This is a genomic window from Streptomyces sp. NPDC051217 (genome assembly GCF_044455465.1).
Taxonomy (GTDB): Bacteria; Actinomycetota; Actinomycetes; order Streptomycetales; family Streptomycetaceae; genus Streptomyces.
Window position 1 is genome coordinate 19,634 of sequence record NZ_JBITEV010000003.1, and the last position, 18,158, is coordinate 37,791.

The window sequence follows — 18,158 nt, forward strand, 5'->3', positions numbered from 1 at the left end:
GGTCACCGGTCACCGGTCAGGGAGTGATACGCAGCGCGTCCACCATCCCCACCGATGTACTGCGGTTCACGATCCTGATCGTGTGCGAGCCGCGAGTGAGCCCCTGTTTCTGCCACACGACCTGCTGGACCTGTCTCGCGCCGTCGGCTCTCAGATTCACCGTCGCCTGGAAGACGTTGTCGAGATAGACGTCGACCGTCCCCATGTCGCCGTTGCGTTCGGACAGATACTGGATCCCGGTGCCGTTGAACGTGTACGAGGCGACCGCGTCCACCGTGTTGCTGTGGTGGGTGTCGTCGTTGAAGTCGCCGTAGCCGCGGCTGTTCGTGAGATGCCAGTTGTTGTCGTACGTCAGCGCGGTGTTGTTCACCATCGGGTCGGCGGTCCCGTTCGACCCCAGCGTGGAGCTGGTTCCGGCCAGGGACTTCATGCCCTGGTTCGCGGTGCCGGTGAGCGTCGTCTGGCTGTACGAGCTGAGCGGCTTGGCGGTCCGCTCGACGACGTACACCTGGTTCGCCCCGGTGTTGAACGTGATCTCGGCGCTGCTGGACGTCGTCACGACGGCGTTGTCGGACGTCCTGCGGACCCTGACCTCCTGGGTGCCCCACGGATTGACGACACGGGCCGCGTTGCCGAACTGGCTCTTCAGTCCGACGTACTTGACCTCGCCGGCCTCCCTCTCCGAGCTGACCATGAATCCACCCTTGGCCAGCAGGCTGAATTTCCCGACGAAGGTGGAATCGGTGGGGACGGCGGGAAAGACCCGGATCTTGTCGTTGTACGACTGGAGCAGCGACTCGTTCGTCGCGGCCAGGTGCACGCCGAGGTATTCGAAGACACCGTTGGTGTTGTTGGTCATGCCGTTCGGATAGTTCTGGTACTTGTTCAGCATGGTCTTCATGCCCTGGAACGCCTGGTTCCCGAGCCCGAGTCTGGCGGCCTGGATCGCGTCGTTCGACCAGACGTTTCCGTACGGGAACGGCCTGGCGTTCCAGGTGTTGACGGCCTTCTGGTGGTCGGGGTATCCGATACCGGTGAGGTCGTAGGGCCAGATGATCTCCGCCGCGACATTCTCGTTGTTGCGCGTCTGCGCGATCGGCGGCTGGTGCGGCAGATAGGTGTTCGCGGCCGTGTCCGAGGGGTACGCGATCAGATTGTTCAGAATGTTCTGCCACTGCGGGCGCAGGTCGGCGTCCAGACCGAGCTGCGCACCGGCCTTGATGGCGAGCGGGAACAGGGTGCGTACGGCTGTCAGGTCGGTGATGGCGTTTGGCACGTTCCAGTACGTCTCGTGCGCGTTCGACGTGGCCACGTAGTATTTGCCCGTGGAGCTGTTGTGCGACAGCTTCGCCGCGTAGAACTTCGCGACCTCCCGCATGAACGGATAGGCCGTGTTGCGCAGATAGTTCGCGTCATTCGTGTACGTGTACTGGAGATACATGTTGTACGCGGCTTGCGCACCGGTCGACCAGATGTTCTTCGTATAGTCGCTGTTGATCGTGCCGCGGGCGTTTCCGTCCCAGCCCATCGTCTCCGGTACCCAGATACCGTCCACGTTGTAACGCGTGCGGGTGTACGCCTTCAACGCGTCGAAATTCCTGCTGTACAGCTTGTTGAACCCGGCCATCAGATCGGTGTGGTTGGAGGCGAGGAAAGAATTGTAGAGGTCTCGCTGATTCCAGAACCAGTACGCTCTGCTCCACTTCGTGGCATCACCGGTGGCCCGGAAGGCGCCGTTGATGAAGTGGGCGGGATAATTGGCGTACCCGGCGGCGGCGATCATGTAGGTGGAGAGGTAGTAGACGTTCTCCATGTAGTCGGCTTCACGCGACCCGTTGGAGTACTGCACGAACGACTTGTTCCAGAACGCGTGCCACCAGTCGCGGTAACTGGTGAACGTGTTGGTGTATCCGGTGGCCTTCACCGCCGCCAGGGCGCGCTTCGCCTGCGCGACCGAGTCGTGGCTGGGCGCGTTGAGGCGGCTGCTCGCGGTGAACCAGATCGTGTAGCTGGAGTCCGGCGTGATCGACAGCCGCACCTTGCGGCCGTCGACGACCCGGGTGGTGTACGCGGCGCCCTCGACGGTCGCGCCCAGCGTGGACCCGAAGTTCTGCGGGTCCGCCTGGCCCCGGCTCAGGCCGGCGCCGGCGGAGTCCGCGTAAGTGGAGACGGTACGCCAGGTGTTGATGTCGGGCACGTCGGCGTCGTTGCCGAGGGAGGAGACATCCCACAGGCTCAGATCCAGATTGACGGCCGTCACCCCGGAGCGGGAGTCCTCGACATGGATGCCCATGACCTCGGAGTTGGGCTGTCCCATCACCGTCACCGTGCGGTTGTTGTCGTACGTGGTGGTGAGGGTGCCGTCGTACAGCGACAGGCGCTGCTGGAAGGTGGAGTAGCCACTGTCCATCGCGGGGGTTGTGGAGAGATTGATCAGTCCGGCGCCGAAGGCGGTCTGCTGCGAGGTGTCGACTCCGGAGACCTGCATATTGAGGCCGTTGTCCTGCCAGGCCATCGCGCCCACCCGGCCGTTGCCCACGGTCAGACCGTGCTTGGGCTCCGTGGTGGGCCGGTTGTAGACGACATCGTGCTTGGACAGGTACTTCGCGCGGTCCACATTCAGCGTGCCGGTCGAGGAGTTGAAGGCGGCGTCGGTGGGCGAGGCGACGGCCGGTGACCCGCCCGACAGGCCGCTCACCATGCAGACCAGGACGAGCAGCGCGCCCAGCAGACGTGCGGCCCGCGTTCTCGTTCTCGTACCGGAGAAGACGCGCGTTTTCGGAGATCTCGCGGTGGTCACTGTGTATCACTCCCACGGCCGTTCACGGTGGCGGGGCGGCTGATGCCGGGCCCGGTGAAGGTGTAGCTGTCGAGGTCGAGAATGGCGCCGGAGCCGCCGGTGAAGACCACGAAGAGATCCCGCGGCTGTTCCACGGCGTTCGTGACGGGCACGTTGACCTCGGCGTATGTCTCCCAGCCGCCGGTGTTGGGCACGGTCACCCGCCCGACCACCGGACCGGTGACGGAGTCGTACCGGAAGGTCGCCACGTTCCCCGCCTTGTCGGAGGAGACCCGGGCCCTGATGCCGGTGACGCCCTTGAGGCTCACCGGGTGGTACTTGACCCACTCGTTGTTCTGCACGTCACCCAGGCGTTTGCCGCCCTCGGCCCCGGCGGCGGTGATGACCTGGGGGCCGGACAGTTGCGCGAAGTGCTCCGCCTGCCACTTCTTGGGCCAGAGGCTGAGTTCCTTCTCCCCGGTCAGCGGTACGGTGCCGGCGGCGCCCTTGTCCGTGTAGCTGGCCCGCACCACATAGAACTGGGTGGCGTCGAGGCCGGAGTGGATCGGTCCGGTGTTGAAGGTCGTGGAGCATCCGGTGCCTTCGGCGATCTCGTGCGCGTGCTCCTGGTGGCCCAGGGCGATCCGTACGATCACCTTCGAGCAGTCGATCGGACCGGCCGCGCCGTCTTCGGGGTCGGTCGCCGACGCGGTGACCGTGACGTTCTCGTTCCACTCGAACGCGCCGCCCGCAGGTGGCTGCGAAATCGTCAGCGTGGGGCGGTTGTTGCCGACGACGACCGGGATCGTCGCGGTGCCGGTGCGGCCGGTGCCGTCGCTGACGGTGAGTCTCGCCTGGAAGCTGCCGTTCGACGGGTAGGTGAAGGACGGGTTGGCGGCGGTGGAGTCGGTGCTGCCGTTGTCGGTGAAGTCCCACGCGTAGCTGAGCGGGTTGTTGTCCGGGTCGCTGCTGCCCGCGCTGGAGAACGTGACGGCCAGCGGAGCGAGTCCGTTGTCCTTGTTCACGGACGCCTTGGCAAGCGGTGACCGGCCGCCCTGCACATAGTTGATCTTGTAAAGCCCCGCGTCCTCGGCGCCCGAGAAGTAGCCGCTGCCGTATTCGAGGAGATACAGCGAGCCGTCCGGGCCGAACTCCATGTCGATCGGGTGGACGAGCTTCATGCCGTCCAGGACCGGCTCGATGGCGGTCGGCGTACCGGTGGACGCGTTGCCGTTGGTGAACTGGACCTCCTTGATCCAGTTACGGCAGTACTCGGAGATCAGCAGCTTGTTGTCGTAGTACTGGGGCCACTTGACGTCGGAGTTGAGATTCGCGTCGTAGTGGTAGACCTCGGTGTGGTTGGGCGAACCGCAGCCGCCCGGATTGTCGAGCTGCGGCCACTCCTTGCTGCCGCCGTGCTGCTCCCACACCAATGACGTCTTGGTGGGCGGCAGTTGCTGGATGCCGGTGTTGCGCGGGGAGTTGTTGACCGGGCCGGCGCCGCCGCCGCAGGGGAACCAGCCGCGGGGCTGGTTGGCCGCGAAGTCCCAGTCGTTGTACGCCACGTTGGGGCCGCCGCAGTACGGCCAGCCGTAGTTGCCGGGGCCGGTGGCGCGGTTGAACTCGTCGTACGCGGCCGGGCCGCGCGCGGGGATGGTCGCTCCGGCGTCGGGGCCGACCTCGCCCCAGTACAGGGTGTTGTTGGCCTGTCTGTCGACCCAGACGCGGTACGGGTTGCGCACGCCCATCACATAGACCTCGGAGCGGGTGCCCGCGGTGCCCTTGGCGAAGAGGTTGCCGTCGGGGACGGTGTACGTCCCGTTGTCCTCCGGGTGGATACGGTTGATCTTGCCGCGCAGATCGTTCGCGTTGCCCGAGGTGCGCTGGGCGTCGAACTGGGCGTGCCGGGAGGGGCGTTCGTCGATCGGGGCCATGCCCTGCGCGTCGCCGCCGGAGTTGGTGTTGTCGCCGACCGCGAAGTAGAGGTTGCCCGCCGTGTCCCAGGACATGGAGCCGGCCGAGTGGCAGCACATCTCACGCTCGGTCGGCCACTCGATGATCATGTCTTCGCTGGACGGGGCGATGGTGTTGGTGCTCTGGTTGAAGGTGAACCGGGATATCCGGTTCACCAGCGGGGTGCTCTTGGGCGAGTAGAACAGCATCACCCAGCCGGTGGTGGCGAACTTCGGGTGCGGGGTGATGCCGATCAGCCCGTCCTCGAAGCGCGCGTCCAAAGGGATGGTCAGCGCGACCGTCGTGGACTTGGTGGCCGGGTTGTAGAGGCGGACCTGGCCGCCGGCGGCGCTGGTGCCGCGGTTGATGTAGAGGACCTTGCCGCCCGGCAGTACGGCGAGCTCGATCGGCTCGCCCATGCCGAGTCCGCCGTCGAGCTTGACCTTCTCGAATCCGCTGGTGGGCGGCGGGGCGGCGGCCGCACGGTCCCTGGCTTTCGGGTCGGCGGCGACCGCGGACGCGGTGGCCGTGGACGCGGTGGCCGCGGGTCTCGCGTCGGCCTCCGGGTCGGCTGCCATGGCGCCGGGCGCGAGCAGAAGTGCGGTCAGGGTTAACAGGGCGGTCAGGCAGGCGACAGCGCGCGACAACACGGAACCTCCAGGGGCCGATCGCGGGTGGGGCGCCCCGACGGCCCGGGGCGCGACAGACGTGCTGTCACGCCCCAGGTCGTCCGGGCGGGTCGATCGAGTGGTGACTGGTTACTGACTGGTGCCGTACACGGCGAGGTCCCAGAGGGAGTAGCCGTACTGCGTCGCGCGCGTGGTGCCCAGGACCCGTACGTACCGCCCGGTGCCGCTCACGGCGAGCTCGTCGAGACCCCCGTTGCCCGCCGTGACCGTACTGACGGTGCGCCAGGTGGAGTTGTCCGTCGACGTCTGGACCGTGTACGCCGTGGCGTGGGCGGTCTCCCAGTTGAGCCGGACCCGCTGGAGCGTATGGACGCCGCCGAGGTCGACGGTGATCGACTGCGGGTCGGAGTACGCGCTGCCCCAGCGGGTGGCGGAGTCGCCGTCCACCGCGTTGGCGCCCGCGTGGGTGCTGCCGGGCTCGACGCTGGTGACCGTGACGGGCTTGCCCCGCGCGAGATCGGTGGCGGGCGCCCCGTCCTGCTTGATGCGGACGTTGCGGTAGCTGATATCCAGGCCCGCGCCGTCGTTCTGGATGCCTATGTGGCCCAGGGCGATGTCACGGTTGCTGGTGTAGTCGTTGATCTTGACGCCGTTGAGCCAGATCTCGACGTGCCGGCCGTGCACCGCGATCTCGTAACTGTTCCAGGTCCCGGGCGGGTTGAGCGCCGCCGCCCGCGCCGCCGTGTCGGGCGCCTGGAAGCTGTAGACGCTCCCGGTGGTACGGGTCGGGTCGCCGTCGGACGCGTCGATCTGGATCTCGTGGCCGAGGTCGACCGGCTTCCAGGGGTCGCCCTGCGGGTCGGGGAAGCCGATGAAGACGCCGCCGTTGTCGTCGCCCGGCATCATCCAGTCGGCCTTGAGCGAGTAGTTGGCGAAGGGCGTCACCGGATACCAGAGCAGGCCCATGCCGCCGACCGAGGAGAGCGTGCCGTCGGCGAGGCTGAAGCTGCCCGCGCCCGCCTGCCGCCACTTGTCGAGGCTGGCCTGGCTGCCGTCGAACAGCGGCGTGTAGCCGGTCTCCGGGCGGCAGTCGGCGGCCTTGGCGCGCGAGGCGGTCTGGATGCCGCCGAGGAGCATGGTGGTGAAGGCGGGGTCGGCGTACGACTCCTCGGTGTGGCCGAGGCCGGTGTACCAGGAACGTCCGCCGTGGTAGTCCTGGCACCAGGTGATCGGATGATCGCCCATGGTGCCGCCGGAGTACGACGTCTCGTCCAGGCTGGCGAGCACCTTCACCGCCGAGCGCGGATTGGCGCGGTAGTTGTACCACTCGTCGGTACGGGTCCAGCGCTGCGGCAGATGCGAGGTGGAGACGGACGCGCGGTCCTCGACCTTGAGGGTGGCCCGCTGGGTGGCGGGGTGGGAGGCGAAGTACGCGCCGACGAGGCCGCCGTACCAGGGCCAGTCGTACTCGGTGTCGGCCGCGGCGTGCACGCCGACGTAACCGCCGCCGTTCGCGACGTACGACTCGAAGGCGGTCTGCTGCGCGGTGTTCAGCACGTCGCCGGTGGTGGAGAGCCAGACCACCGCCTGGTACTGCGCCAGGCCGGCGGCGGTGAACGCGCCGGCGTCCTCCGTGGCGGTGACGGTGAACCCGTTGGCCGCGCCGAGCCGTTGGACGGCGGCGATCCCGGCCGGGATCGCCGAGTGCCGGAATCCGGCGGTCTTGGAGAAGACCAGGACTTTGGTGAGGGGCGCGGCGGCGCGGGTCGGAGCCGCGGCCGGGGCGGGGGTCGAGGCGGGCGCCGCCTCGGCAGGTGGGGCCTGCGGTACGGCGACGAGCGACATGGCCGCCAGAACGAGCGCGATCAGGGCGCGGGACACAGAGCGCACTATCCGGTCCTCTCTCGGGGCGCGCGAAGGCGCTGGCTGAGCGAAGCGGTGATTTGCGACGAGGCGGCGGCGTCGTCAGGCGTAGTGAACATCGGAGGTATAGGGGGGTCAAGGGTCGGCGCTGAACTATCCGAAGATTAGTTTTCCTCCATGACAAAATGTCCCCCTTGACCTCTCCCCTGGCGAAGACAGCCCTCAACAGCAGGGCGGGGAACGGGAATCGGCCACCGCGATTGATCGGATCTTCACGCCGTGGTGGGTCACGGTCGGCCTGGACGGAACATGCGCCCCGTTCAGCGGAGGTCGAGAACGGGACGGACGCCCAACTCGTCGCTCATGTTTCCTCACCCTCGGAGCCGTTGATGAATTCGGCCATGCCGGGGTTGCGGTTGGCGGGCGCCAGGGTCAGCGACGTGAGGAAGGCGCCGTAGCCGCCGCAGGCCGCCTCGCCGCCGCTCTGACCGTGTCCGCATCGCGGCCGACCGATTGTCAGTGGTCGATGTCACTATGAGTGACATGGAGATCTTGGGGTGGGGACCTTTTCTGGACCGGTGGAACGCGGAGTGGGCGGCCGCGCCGAGGACGAGGGAGGAAGCGGAGGAGGACGGGAGCGAGGACAAGCGGGCGGGTGAGCGGCGGATACTCACCGCCGTCGCGGACACGTTCGGGCTCTCGCTGCCGCGCTTCGCGATCCAGCACGGGCGGCTGCACACGGTCATGACCGGGCCGTGGACCAGGCCGCCCGGTCCGGGCGAGCAACGGCTCGTATTCGTACGGCACCGGACTCCGGCGCCCAAGGAGGAACCGTGACGCGTATCGAGGCCGAAGTCATCGCGTCCACCGCCCGCGCGCCGGTCGACGGCCGCGGCGATGACGGTGATGGCGCCATCGACGTCGATGGCGACTGCCGTATATGTATGTGCCCGGCTTCGGCAGATCACCGGACTCGGCAAGCCGGACACGACAGACGGCAGGGCACCCGCCCCCGCCGGTGACCGGCGGGGGCGGGTGCCCTGCTGTGTCGCTGTTCTCGGGCTTCCGGGGGCCGTCAGCGCCCGTAGCGGATCAGGGCGCGCACCATGCGGCACGTCGTGTCCGACGGCGGATGGATGCCTATCAGCGCCGCCGTCGAACGGATCCTTCGGTTGTTCGCGTTCGCCGGGTGATACACGCCCGAGTCGAGCAGGGCGATGGCGAGGCGCATGGCCTTGAGGCGGCGGTTGTGGGTCTCGTACCACTCACGGGGCTGTCCCGCGGGCAGTGGCTTGCGCTGCACGGACTTGGCGGCTGGCGGTGTGATGTCGAAGAGCTTCGTCGTGATAGTGGCAACGGCCATCGGCGACCTCCCGGCACGGTGGTGGAACCCTCACGAACACTTACAATTCTACCGCCCCCCACTGACAATCGCCCCTGGCCAGACGGGGTTTGAGGGGAAGCGGGAGCCATGGCCCGAAACCCCGGGGACATGGCCCGGCCGCTCCTGTACAGTCCGGCGCAACACGTATCGCGAGGAGGTGGAGCCCGATGTGCAACCGAACTTTCCGGGCCCTCCTGGTCGTCGCGTCCGTCTGACCCGCGCGCCAGGAGCCGTCCGTACAACGGACAGATTCTCTGAGCGAAGGAAGACATGACCACCGAGCAGTTCCGGATCTCCGTATCCGACGATGTACTCGAAGACCTGCGTGACCGACTGAACCGCACTCTCTTCACCAAGGCGTCCGACAGCACCTTCTGGCTGGCGGGAACCGACCCCGGCTATCTGCGCGAGCTTGTCGCCCACTGGGCGGACGGGTTCGACTGGCGGAAGGCCGAGACCGCCCTCAACGCCTATGACCACCGCATCGCCGAGGTCGCCGGCCGACAGGTGCACTTCGTCCATGTCCCGGGGAGGCGGACCGAGGGCGCGCCCGAGCCGTTGCCCCTGATCATGACGCACGGCTGGCCCAGCAGTTTCGTGGAGATGCTGAAGGCGGCCGACCGGCTGGCCGATCCGGCGGCGTACGGCGGTGACCCGGACGACGCGTTCGACGTGATCGTCCCGTCGCTGCCCGGTTTCCTCTACTCGGCGCTGCCCGACGGGCCGTTCACCCGCAGGCGCGTCGCCGAGATGTGGCACGAGCTGATGACCGGGACGCTGGGATACGAGCGGTACGGCGCCTTCGGCGGCGACATCGGAGGCGGGGTCACGCAGTGGATCGGCGCCCTGTACCCCGGCCATGTCGCCGGGATCCACCTCACCTCCGCCGTGATCGGGACGGACTTCGAGAAGCAGCCCGCGACGCCCGAGGAACAGGCGTATCTCGACCACCTCAAGGCCTACGACGTCGGCGACCAGGGCTACAGCGAGGTCATGTGCACCCGGCCCGACACGATCGCGGCAGCGCTGGCTGACTCCCCCGCCGGGCTGCTGGCCTGGATCATCGACAAGTACCGGGACTGGAGCGACTGCGACGGCGATCTGGGGAGCCGCTGGGACAAGGACACGCTCCTGACGGTCGCCACGCTGTACTGGGTGACCGGGAGTATCGGAACGTCCTTCCGGCAGTACTACGACTACCCGCTCAACAAGCCGGTCCCGACGATCAATGTGCCGGCGGCCGTGACCCTGAGCAATGAGCCCGCGTTCAAGGGGCTGCCCCGGGGCCTCACCGAACGGCTCTGCGCCGATCTGCGGCACTGGAGCACGCCGGAACGCGGTGGGCACTTCATGTCGCACGAGGAGCCGGAGCAGGTGGCGGGAGAACTGCGCACGTTCTTCCGGCCGTTGAGGTCGGCGAGCTGACGTAGGCCCGAGGCGTGCGGGCGGGTGTGGGCCGGACCGGTCGGCACGCGCCCGCCCGCCTACGGGGAACGGGCGGTGGCGCTCGGCCGGGCGCACTTCGGGGCCCGTGATCGGCAAGACGGTGGCGATGCTCCGTACCTTCGGATGACAGCCGGAAGCGGAACTGGGCCCGGGGTTAGGCAAGTTGCTGCCGGGGCGCTTGAGCGGTACGGGCCCGCCGCCCGTACGTAACGGCACACGGAACCCATCCGGCCGCCCCCGCGGCCGGGGACAGGAGCCCCACGTGTCGCGCAAGAAGTCGTTCAGCCCGAAGAAGAGGATCGCCCTGCTCGTCGGCGCGGCCGCGCTGGTGGGAGGTACGGCGGTGGCGATGACCGGCACCAGCCAGGCCTCGGTGGAGTGCGACGGGCTGAACACCGCCCTCGGCAACAACCAGCGCTTCATCGACGGTCAGCGGGCCGCTCCGGACGCCCTGTCCGACGCGCGCATCGCCAACCGGCAGGACGTGATCGAGGAGATCAAGCGGAAGCAGGCGGCGTCCGGGTGCGAGGTGGGCGTGAGCGACACGGGTGCGGCACCTCCGGCGGAGGCTGCACCGCCGGCCGGTGACGAGGGTGCGGGCGCCGGGGAGGACGCGGGCGCGGGCGAAGACGCGGGTGCCGGAGCCGGTGCCGGTCAGGTCGGTGAGGTCGTCTGTGCCGGATCGACCGTCACGCTGTCCGGCGAGGCGGGCGCCCCGGCGGCGTCGAGCAACGAGTTCCCCGTCGGCACCACGCTCAAGGTGACCAACCTCGACAACGACAAGTCCACCACCGTGCGGGTCACCGCGCCGTCGGGCAGCTGTGCGCTGCTCAACGACGCGGCGTTCGAACAGGTCCGTGAACCGGGCAAGTTCCTCATCCGCAACGCGCGGATCGAGCGCGTGGGCTGATCCCGGCACCGGCCAGGGTCCGGTCAGGACCCGGCCAGGCCCCCAGGACCCGGTCAGGACCCCGTCAAGGCCCGGTCAGCTGCTCCTCCGCCTCCGCGAGGATCTCCGTCAGCCGCAGGCCGAACCGCACGTCGCAGGCGTGCGGTTCGCCCGTGCGCGCCGCCGTGAGCAGGGCGCTGATCGCGGTGCCGAAGATGTCCGCCGGGTCGCCCCATCCCTGGGGAAGCTCGACCGTGCCGTGCTCGCCCCGCAGTTCGAACCCCGTGCCCGCGCCCTTCACGGGGGCGCTCAGGCTCAGCATCGCCGAGCTGCTCACGCCCGACGTGTGCGTGAGCACCAGATGCGTGAGGTCGGGCTCGGTCCGTACCGCCGTCACGGCCGTCACATCGCCCAGCACCGGCAGCAGCGCGGAGAGCGCGTGGGGGCCGACGTCCCACAGGCCGCCCTTCTCGCGGCGCCAGGGCGAGTCCGCGTAGGGGCTCGCGGTACCCGGCGCGTACAGCGCGCCGAGCCAGTGGGCGCGTGCCGTGAACCAGCCGCCCACCGCCGCCTGTTCCTGGATCCACTCCGCGGTCTCGGAGGCGAAGCGCAGCGTGCAGAAGACCAGCGAGGCGACTCCGGCGCGTTCGGCCGCGTCCGCCACGGCGCGCGCGCCGGGTACGGTCGTCGCGACCGGCTTGTCCATGAGGAGGTGACAGCCGGCCGCCGCCGCGCGTGCCGCGAGCGGCGCCTGGACGTCCGGCGGCAGGGCGAAGGCGACCGCGTCGCTCGCGGCGAGCAGCGCGTCGAGCCCGTCCAGGCCGCCCGCGCCCGAACCGCCGTCTCCGTCACCGCCGCCCGCGTACGCCTTGGTGTCGTGAGCGGCGGCAAGGGCGGCGGCGGCCTCGGGCCGCCTCCCCCAGACGCCGCTGAACTCGACATCCGGGTGGGCCGCGATGGCGGGGGCGTGCGTGCGCTCGGCCCAGGGGCCGGTGCCGAGAAGTGCGATGCGTAGCTGACTCATATGGATCAGTGTGCCGCCCGCGCCCCGCGCCGCCCAGGGCGGACCGGGAATTGGGTGGCGCGGTACGGGACCCCTGGTGCTACGTTTCGAGGGCCGGCCGCGGGCCTCCGGTGCGACTTCCGGGACTTGCCTCTGAAGCAATAATTTCGCTGTTCGCGCCCCCATGCCCCGGCCGGCTTCAGCATGTCTGAAGGACATGGGCACCGGGGGGAGAGACCATGACCGAGGCGGGGACCGACACCTACTCCGACCTGATCGCGGCCGAGGATGTACTGCTCTTCGTCAACGCCGCGGTCACGTCGACCGGCCAGCGCGAATTCCGCTCCGAGGCGTATCAGCAGCGGCTCTCGCTCGACTTCCTCCACGAGTACGTACGGGTCAACTACCGCACCGTGTACGCCGCTTCGCTCGCGCTCGACATCAACGACCACAACGCGGCGCGTGTCGTGGAGCAGTTGCTGCGGACCGCCGGCGAGGCGAGCGCGGACCAGAAGCGTACGGAGGGCCGTCTGATCGCCGCCCGGCTGGCGCTGCTGCCGCCGCAGCGCGTCTACCGCCTCTTCCGCGCGCTGCGCGCCGCGAAGGTCGGCAACCGCCGTACCCGCGCGATCCTGCGCGACTGGCTGGCGGCCCGGCCGGACCTGGGGCACGACGCGGTGAAGTACCGCGCCGGGCTGAAGACGGCGGCCCGTCACTTCCATCTGCCGCTGAGGACGGCCACCGGTTCCGCCCCGGCGGCGGGTGAGTTGGGCGACTTCCTCTTCGAGCCCGGCGTACGCCCGCGCTACGAGCACCGACTGCTCGACGCGTACCGCCGGGCCCACTACGAGCAGGGCGCGATCTACGAACTGCCGTTCACCGTCGCCGAGGGATTCGCGGCGAAACACGGCGTCGAGCGCTCGGCGTTCGTGGAGCGGATCACGCCCCGGATGACCCGGCTCGAACGGCTGCGCACGCAGCGCGAGGCGGGCGCGGACGCCGCGGGCGCCCCCGTGCGGACGGATCTCTCCGTCATGCCGCTGACGAGGCTCGCGCTGTACGCCCTGTCGCTGACGATCGAGGAGCGGGTACGGCGGCGCGCGGAGCTGACGCACGCGCTGCGCACGGCGGCGCGCCGGGTCGCGGGGCCGTACACCGGGACGTGGGGGCGGGTCGCCGCCGTTCTGGACGACAGTTACTCCGCGTCCGGCTCCGGCGAGAAGCGCCGCCGTCCGCTCGCCGTCGCCCTCGGCGGGCACTTCCTGCTGGAGGCGCTCGCGGGCCCGGGGTCGTACGGCGCGTGGTGGACATCGGGGCGCACGGACCCGCTCCTCGTACGCCCCTACGGTCCGACGCCGCTGGGGATGCGGGTCATCGACGCGCTGGAGTACGCCCCGGAGCGGCTCGTCCTCGTCTCGGACGGCTGGGACAACGCGCCTCCGGGGCTGGCGGGCGAGGTGCTGCGGGTGTGGCGTACGCGGCTGGACCGGGAGCGGCGTACGACGGTGGTCCATCTCAATCCCGTCTACGACGCCGACGGCTTCGACGTGCGCCGGCTGGCGGCGAGTGTGCCGACGGCGGGGATCCGGGACGCGGAGGATCTGCCTGCGCTGGTGGAGATCGCGCAGTTCGCGGAGGGGCGTACGGGACTGGCCGAGCTCCAGGCGTATCTGGACCGGCGGATCGAGAGCTTTCTGTACGAGTACGAAGGGGGAAAGGCGACGTGACCGGGCTCGACTTCACCGGACTGACGACGCGCCCGGCCCAGGTGTGGGGCGGCGTCCGGCTGGTGCCGCTGGTGCGTGAGGAGCCGATGCCGGGGCTCCGGCTGCACCGGGAGGTGTACCACCGGTTCGGCGAGGTCCTGGTGTCGCCGGGCACGAGCTATGTGTCGTACATCCCGCACGGCCTCGTCGCGGACTGGTCCGGCGGGGGTTCGGCGGAGGCGGAGAACGGGACGGGGGGCGGGCAGTCGGCCGCGTACGGAACGCAGCTGAACACCGCACGCCCCACGGCGATGGCCGTCGACCAGCATCACCGCATGGTCAAGCGGCGCCCGTCGAAGAAGAAGGACGGCCGGCCGGCCGGAGCCGTCGCACGCTGCCGGTTCCTGCCGCTGCATCTGTCCATGGAGGGGTATCTGGCGCTGCACTTCCGCGGGCCGACGATCGCGTGGCACCAGTGGTCGCGGGAGGCTCTGCGGCAGGGCCTCTCGCCCCGTTCCGAGTCCGCCTATCTGGGGCTCGACGTGTACGGGCTGGCCGACGCGCTGCGGGTCTTCGAGATCCATCCGGGACAGTGCGGGGTGATGGTGTACGTCGCGGACGCGCTCGCCGCCGCGTTCGTGGTGCCGCACCCGGACGACTACCGTGCTCTGCACCCGACGCTGCTCCAGGACATGTACGGGGAGCTGATCTACCAGTACGGCCACTTCGGCGGCCCCGTACCGGATTTCGAGGCGCACCTGGGGGACGGGCGGTACATCGCGACGCTCGCCGATCTGCGGGCGGCGGCGCGGGCGCAGGAACGGGCGTGGAGCGAGTCGCACGACACGGTGATGGCGCGTGAACTGCTCGGCACGTCGTACTCGTTCGAGCGCGTCTACCGCATGGGCTCCTTCGACCTGTACCGCTTCCTGCCGCCGTTCCGTGTCGGCTCCGACGAGCAGCACATCGGCGAGCTGATCAGGGACCGCAAGGGGCGTACGGCGTACCTGAAGACGTTCCGGCTGTCTCCGGCACAGATCAGGCGGGGTCATCTGCTGAACAACCTGGCGGACAACGACTGGCATCTGGCACGGACGGCGGACCGGTTGGGCACGACGCCTGAGGAGATCGTGCGCCGGATCCACGCGGCGGGCTTCGGGACGCTGCTGCGGTGACGCGAGGGGGCGGGCCGGAGGCCCCGCCTGACCGGTCCGGTTCATCCGCCGACCGGCCGGACGAACCGGAGGGCTGACACCGGGCGAGTGGGACTGACGTCGGTCCGGGGGCATCCGGCCGTCACGGGGCCGGCTCGGGCGACCGTGCCCGGTCGGCCTGCCGCGACGGCCCAGCGCGGCGCGCGTACCGCTCTGGCCGTATCGCGCCTTGAAAGGGACCTCCTGTTGCGCCTCCGTGTCTGCTTCAATGAGGGCATGGCCAGCCTTCAGCACGACGCGTCAGGTCTCATCGACCTTGAGCCGTTCTGGCCGTCCCGGCAGCATCACGACTTCGACCGGGTGTGTTGCCGCGTGAGGAACGCGTCGGCCCTCTAAAGCCTGCTCCCAGGCCTTCGGCCGTCGCGAATGACGTACGTCCCGTCCTGTCGACTCGACGACATCCTTCGCGCGAAAGAGCTGACCCCTCATGGCGAACTCCCGCCCTTTCTCACCCGCCGCCACCCCGCCCCCCTCCGGCCGGACCCGGCTGCGAGCCGTCGACCGGGACGAGGTCGTGCCGCTACCGGCGGCCGACGTGCCCGGTCCACTCGTGGATCTCCTGCCTCCCGGGTCCACCTGGCTGCCCGCCCCGGCGCACACCCTGCCGACGCTGCCGGGCAGGCCGCCGATGGTCGGGTACCTCGTCCTCGTACCGGCCGATCAGCACCCCCCGGCGCCCGTCCCCGATCCCGGTGGAGTCACCGAGGCGGGGCCGGTGCGGATCGACTCGCACGAGCGGACCGCCGAGGTCGACGGGCGGTTCCTGGAGCTGACGTATCTCGAGTTCGAGCTGCTCGCCCATCTCGTGGCACACCCGCACCGCGTGCACACCCGTGACCAGTTGGTGACCACCGTCTGGGGTTACGGACACGTGGGCGACGGCCGGACCGTGGACGTGCATGTGGCCCGGCTGCGCCGCAAGCTCGGCGCCGAGCACCGGCAGACGATCCGGACGATCCGGCGGGTCGGTTACAAGTACGTCCCGTAGCCGGTCCCGTCATACGTGTGGGGCCCCCGCCGGGCGTACCGGCGGGGGCCCCGCACGTGGGGCTACGTGGCCGATCTCGCCCGCGCCACCGCGCCCAGCACCGCGTCCAGGATCAGGAACGCCACCAGCGTGATACCGAGCAGCGGTACGAACCAGCCGACCAGCGCCGCCGCGGCGATCAGCGGCAGCAGCACGGACAGCGGCACCTTCCGCCAGGTCCCGCGCGCCATCGGTTTGCCCACGCCCAGCTTCCGGTCCTGGGTGGGCCGGCGCTGCCACCACATGCGGTAGCCCCACACGATGATCAGGATCAGCGAGAGGGCGAGGGCGGCGAGGAGCAACTGGTTCACGAGGCCGAACGTGAGCCCCATGTGGGCGTCGATGCCGATCCGGGTGAGCTGGGCGAGCAACGGGTAGTCGGCGAAGCGCAGTTCGTCGAGGATCAGTCCGGTGCCCGGGTCGACCGAGACCGAGTCCAGCCGGACCGGGAACTGGTTGTCCCGCTGGGCGACGACGTACGCCGTCCCCTCGGCGGGCGGCTTCACGCTCACCGGGCCGTCGAGCCCGGCCTGACGCGCGGCGGTCAGGGCGTTGTCGATGCCGATGTCCATGCCCTCGTGGTCACCGCCGGGCCCGCTGTCGCCCCCGTGTCCTTCGTGTCCCTCGTGCGTCCCGGAGCCGGCCCCCGCGCTCTCGCCGCTCTTCAGCTCGGCCGATACGACGGGGGTGGCTCCGCCCAACTGGTCCTGTACAGCACCGATGTTGGCACCCGCGTACGTCGACCAGGTCAGGCCCGTCGCGGAGAGCAGCAGGAATCCGGTGGCCGCCCACATGCCGAGCGAGCCGTGCCGGGTGAGCGTTCCGCGGCGGCCGGTGGCCCCGCGTTCGGGCCGGAGCAGGGCGCGCTTCGAGGTCCTTCTGCGGCCGATCCACAGCAGCAGCCCGCCGAGCGCGACGACCCACAGCCAGCTGGCGGCCATCTCGCTGTAGAGACGACCCGGTTCACCGAGGTGCAGATGGCGGTGGAGTTCGGAGAGCCAGGTACGCAGCGGAAGGGCTCCGGAGGAGCCGTAACTGTCCAGCTCGCCGCGTATCTGGGCGGTGTGCGGATCGACGAAGACGGCCAGCGACTTGCTCTCCTCGCTGTCCGGCATCGTCATCAGGACGCGGGTCGACTCCTCGTCGTCCGACGAGGGCCAGACGGCGGTGACCTTGCCGTCGGGGTGCTCGGCGCGTGCCGCCTCCACCTGCTGGGAGAGCATGGCCGCACGGTCGCTGTCCGGGGAGCTCAGCTCCTGGCGGTAGACGATCTTCTCGGTCTGGTACGAGAGCGAGTAGAGCAGCCCCGTGGTGGCGGCGACCAGCAGGAGCGGGGCGATGAGCAGGCCCGCGTAGAAGTGCAGCCGCAGGACGAGCGGGCGCACCGCGCCCCAGGTGGTGGTCGGCGCGGAGTTCGGCCTCTTCTCGGCCTTCTTCGCGCCTGCCTCGGCGCTTGCCTTCTTCTTCGTCGTGAGACCGGTGGGTGGGGTGTCGGCGCCCTGTACGGGGTCGTCAATGGCCATGACTGTCCTAGGAGTTGGCGTGGCACGGGGGATCGGCCCCCCGGCCCCCGCCCAGGTCAGACCATGGCGGCGGCGGCCCCGGAGGCCGTCGTACGGATCGGAGGCGCGCCGTGGGCCGGTGGGCCGCGCCGGGACACGGCATGGGCCGGCACGGCGCCGCACGGCCGGTGCGGCGCGCGGGAGCGGTGCCGGGGCCGTACCGGCGGCGGTACGGCGAGGGGCCGGGGCGCGGCGAGCAGCAGCCCCAGCGGGGTGAACGCGAAGGCGGCGACGGTCCGGGCGAGCCGGAAGAACGCGGCCTCGCCGCGGGCCAGCCAGAGGGCGCAGACCGCCCCGGCGAGCAGGTGGGCGGCGAGCATGCCCGACGAGGTGTCGCCGACGACGGCAAGGACTGCGGCGACCGTGCCGCCGACCCCCTCCGCGCCCGCAGCCTCTCCCATGTCCATGCCCGCCGTCGCGTGGGTGTGGTCCGGCGACGGTGCCGCGCCGTCCATCCCGACGGCGGAGAACGTCACGTGCAGCGCGGCCTGCGCGCCGAGCACGGCGGGTCCGATGAAGCCGATGCCCCGGCGCCGTCCGGCCGCGAGCCACGACAGGCCCGCGATCACGGCGAATGCCGCCGTAAGGGCACCGAGCGGAATTTCATGCGTGGACATGGACGAATGCCCCACGGCTGCCAGTGTTACGCACACCGCCGCGAGGACCGCGGCCCGCAAGGCGCGCATCGGCGACCGGGCATCTG

14 protein-coding genes are annotated in these 18,158 nt (G+C 69.9%); 7 read left to right on the forward strand and 7 right to left on the reverse strand.

What is annotated here, in order from left to right; genetic code table 11:
- Positions 1–16: 16 nt before the first annotated feature.
- The 3 genes from ACIBBB_RS08345 to ACIBBB_RS08355 form a co-directional block, all read right to left on the reverse strand.
- Positions 17–2,800 (reverse strand): glycosyl hydrolase family 95 catalytic domain-containing protein, encoded by a 2,784-nt coding sequence (locus ACIBBB_RS08345; protein ID WP_398980116.1) that lies wholly within the window; start codon positions 2,798–2,800, stop codon positions 17–19.
- Complete coding sequence (locus ACIBBB_RS08350) at positions 2,797–5,382, reverse strand: PQQ-dependent sugar dehydrogenase (protein WP_398980119.1); 2,586 nt, start codon at positions 5,380–5,382, stop codon at positions 2,797–2,799. The genes ACIBBB_RS08345 and ACIBBB_RS08350 overlap by 4 nt, the downstream gene beginning before the upstream one ends.
- 108 nt (positions 5,383–5,490) lie before the next feature.
- Entirely contained in the window at positions 5,491–7,251 is a 1,761-nt protein-coding gene (locus tag ACIBBB_RS08355; RefSeq protein WP_398980121.1) for a ThuA domain-containing protein, read from the reverse strand.
- Between the two features lie 516 nt (positions 7,252–7,767).
- Between ACIBBB_RS08355 and ACIBBB_RS08360 the strand changes: the two genes are divergently transcribed.
- Positions 7,768–8,061, forward strand: coding sequence for a hypothetical protein (locus tag ACIBBB_RS08360; RefSeq protein WP_398980123.1), 294 nt, complete (start codon positions 7,768–7,770; stop codon positions 8,059–8,061).
- Positions 8,058–8,246, forward strand: a complete 189-nt coding sequence (locus tag ACIBBB_RS08365) for a hypothetical protein (RefSeq protein WP_398980125.1) — start codon at positions 8,058–8,060, stop codon at positions 8,244–8,246. Before ACIBBB_RS08360 ends, ACIBBB_RS08365 begins: the two co-directional genes overlap by 4 nt.
- 53 nt (positions 8,247–8,299) lie before the next feature.
- On the opposite strand, the gene ACIBBB_RS08370 is transcribed toward ACIBBB_RS08365, so the two are convergent.
- A complete protein-coding gene (locus tag ACIBBB_RS08370; protein WP_189108017.1) occupies positions 8,300–8,587 on the reverse strand; it encodes a hypothetical protein in 288 nt (95 codons plus the stop codon).
- Positions 8,588–8,878: 291 nt separating this feature from the next.
- Between ACIBBB_RS08370 and ACIBBB_RS08375 the strand changes: the two genes are divergently transcribed.
- Both ACIBBB_RS08375 and ACIBBB_RS08380 read left to right on the forward strand, forming a co-directional pair.
- Positions 8,879–10,033, forward strand: coding sequence for an epoxide hydrolase family protein (locus ACIBBB_RS08375; RefSeq protein ID WP_398980127.1), 1,155 nt, complete (start codon positions 8,879–8,881; stop codon positions 10,031–10,033).
- 283 nt (positions 10,034–10,316) lie between these two features.
- Positions 10,317–10,964 carry a hypothetical protein gene (locus tag ACIBBB_RS08380; RefSeq protein ID WP_398980130.1) on the forward strand — a complete coding sequence of 216 codons (648 nt, stop codon included), beginning with the start codon at positions 10,317–10,319 and terminating at the stop codon, positions 10,962–10,964.
- Positions 10,965–11,028: 64 nt separating this feature from the next.
- On the opposite strand, the gene ACIBBB_RS08385 is transcribed toward ACIBBB_RS08380, so the two are convergent.
- Entirely contained in the window at positions 11,029–11,967 is a 939-nt protein-coding gene (locus ACIBBB_RS08385) for a Gfo/Idh/MocA family protein (RefSeq protein ID WP_398980133.1), read from the reverse strand.
- A gap of 218 nt (positions 11,968–12,185) precedes the next feature.
- Here ACIBBB_RS08385 and ACIBBB_RS08390 point away from each other — a divergent pair, with 218 nt between their 5' ends.
- The 3 genes from ACIBBB_RS08390 to ACIBBB_RS08400 all read left to right on the forward strand — a co-directional run bounded on the left by ACIBBB_RS08390 (position 12,186) and on the right by ACIBBB_RS08400 (position 15,854).
- Entirely contained in the window at positions 12,186–13,673 is a 1,488-nt protein-coding gene (locus ACIBBB_RS08390) for a hypothetical protein (protein WP_398980135.1), read from the forward strand.
- On the forward strand, positions 13,670–14,827 hold the full coding sequence (locus ACIBBB_RS08395) for an ARPP-2 domain-containing protein (protein WP_398980137.1): 1,158 nt from the start codon (positions 13,670–13,672) through the stop codon (positions 14,825–14,827). The genes ACIBBB_RS08390 and ACIBBB_RS08395 overlap by 4 nt, the downstream gene beginning before the upstream one ends.
- A gap of 466 nt (positions 14,828–15,293) precedes the next feature.
- The gene (locus ACIBBB_RS08400; RefSeq protein WP_398980139.1) at positions 15,294–15,854 is read left to right on the forward strand and encodes a winged helix-turn-helix domain-containing protein; all 561 of its coding nucleotides are present in this window, start codon (positions 15,294–15,296) and stop codon (positions 15,852–15,854) included.
- A gap of 62 nt (positions 15,855–15,916) precedes the next feature.
- Here ACIBBB_RS08400 and ACIBBB_RS08405 read toward each other — a convergent pair whose 3' ends face one another.
- On the reverse strand, positions 15,917–17,416 hold the full coding sequence (locus ACIBBB_RS08405) for a PepSY-associated TM helix domain-containing protein (RefSeq protein ID WP_398980141.1): 1,500 nt from the start codon (positions 17,414–17,416) through the stop codon (positions 15,917–15,919).
- A 56-nt stretch (positions 17,417–17,472) separates the two neighbouring features.
- Positions 17,473–18,072 carry a hypothetical protein gene (locus tag ACIBBB_RS08410; protein ID WP_398980143.1) on the reverse strand — a complete coding sequence of 200 codons (600 nt, stop codon included), beginning with the start codon at positions 18,070–18,072 and terminating at the stop codon, positions 17,473–17,475.
- Positions 18,073–18,158: the final 86 nt, after the last annotated feature.